This window comes from Salinispora cortesiana (assembly GCF_000484695.1).
Taxonomy (GTDB): domain Bacteria; phylum Actinomycetota; class Actinomycetes; order Mycobacteriales; family Micromonosporaceae; genus Micromonospora; species Micromonospora cortesiana.
This window is the reverse complement of sequence record NZ_AXVR01000169.1, coordinates 1-1,597: the sequence shown is the minus strand read 5'-3', so window position 1 is coordinate 1,597 and position 1,597 is coordinate 1. Positions and strand designations below refer to the sequence as shown.

General features: G+C 64.4%; 1 protein-coding gene and 1 pseudogene. Both read left to right on the top strand.

The genetic code is table 11. From position 1 onward, the window contains the following. Window positions 1-1,120 (top strand): annotated as a pseudogene (locus K228_RS29085) (hypothetical protein); the annotation flags it as partial. Between the two features lie 166 nt (window positions 1,121-1,286). Continuing rightward, complete coding sequence (locus tag K228_RS26300) at window positions 1,287-1,595, top strand: hypothetical protein (RefSeq protein WP_245603603.1); 309 nt, start codon at window positions 1,287-1,289, stop codon at window positions 1,593-1,595. Window positions 1,596-1,597 lie beyond the last annotated feature (2 nt).

Genomic DNA, 1,597 nt, shown 5'->3' with positions numbered 1-1,597 from the left:
CCGCGTACCCGACCAGCCCACCGACAGCGACGTCCGCGACGCCGCGAAACTGCTCCTAGAAATGATCGACGGCTTCCCATTCGTCTCCGAGCACTTCCGGGCCAACTACCTCGGCACCCTGCTCACCCCACTCCTGAGGGCACTCACCCCACCGCCATACAAGCTGCACGCCATCGCCGCCCACCAACCCGGCTCCGGTAAAACCCTGCTGGCCAACCTCTCCCGCCACATCCACGGCGGCGTGTTCCGCGCCGAAATGCCCGACGACGACACCGAACTCCGCAAACAGATCACCGCCATCCTGTCCATCACCACCGGCCCCGTCGTCATCCTCGACAACGTCAGCGGCACGCTCAAAAGCAGCACCCTCGCAGGGCTGCTCACCACCGACCTGTGGGACGACCGGCCCCTGGGCTCCACCGCCTGGACCCGCTCCACCAACGACCGCCTCTGGACCGTCACCGGCAACAACATCAGCATCGGCGGCGACCTGCCCCGCCGCACCATCCGCACCATCATCGACCCCGGCCAACCCAACCCCGAACTCCGCACCGGCTTCGCCATCACCAATTTGGAAGCGTGGGTAAAAGAGCGGCGCGGAGAACTGCTCTGCGCACTACTCACACTGGTACGAGCATGGGTCGCCGCCGGAAAACCACTACCGGTCGAACGGGCCAGTGACAGCTACGCCCGATGGGTCCGCACCGTCGAAGGAATCCTGTCGGTCACCGGAATCGACGGACGATTCGACGACGTCTCCACCCAGGTCGAAGTCGGTACCGATGACGACGAATGGTCGGTGTTCCTCGCCGCCGCTTTCAAGGCGTACAAAGGGCGCGAGTGGACCGCCAAGGAACTACTCGGCGACGTCGACACCGGCAACCTCATCGCACCCGGATTGATCCCGGCTGAGGCGTTGCCGGACGAGCTGGCGGCCAAGGCGTCAAAACATCCAAAGGGCCCGGTGGGTATCGCGAAGTCGCTCGGATGGTGGTTGCGCAACCGGGAGGGCCGGTGGGCGGGTGGTCTCGCTGTCCGGCGGGCCGGGCTCGACGTTCACAAGATTCAGCTCTGGCAAATCCATGCAGGATCGGACAGATTGGAAGGCCAGCAACCATGATCATCCGGGTTTCCGGGTTTTCCGGGTTTTTCTCCGCCCCCCGCGCGCCCGTGAATGACGAAGCGACTACGGAACGTTACGCAACGGTGGAGGCGCCTGTGGGGGACGGCTGCCAAAAACCCGGAAAACCCGGAAACCCGGATGATCACGAAAAGGGGTTGATCCGGTGAACCAGCACTTCCTCTCCACCATCGCTGCCGAGTCCCGGTGCCCCCGCTGTCGCAAGCCCATCCTCACCGCCCTTGACGAAGGCAGCCCCGCCCGAGTCGACACCACCCCGCTACCCGACCGCGCCTCAGAAATCGCCGCACTACTCGACAACCGCGCCACCTACACCCTCACCCGCAACCAACACCTCATCTACCGCGACGCACACCGAATCACCGCCAACACCCTCCAAGGCACCATCCACGCCGAACACACATGCACCCGGCCAACCCAACTCACCCTCGACGACCTGATCGGAAATAAATGAGC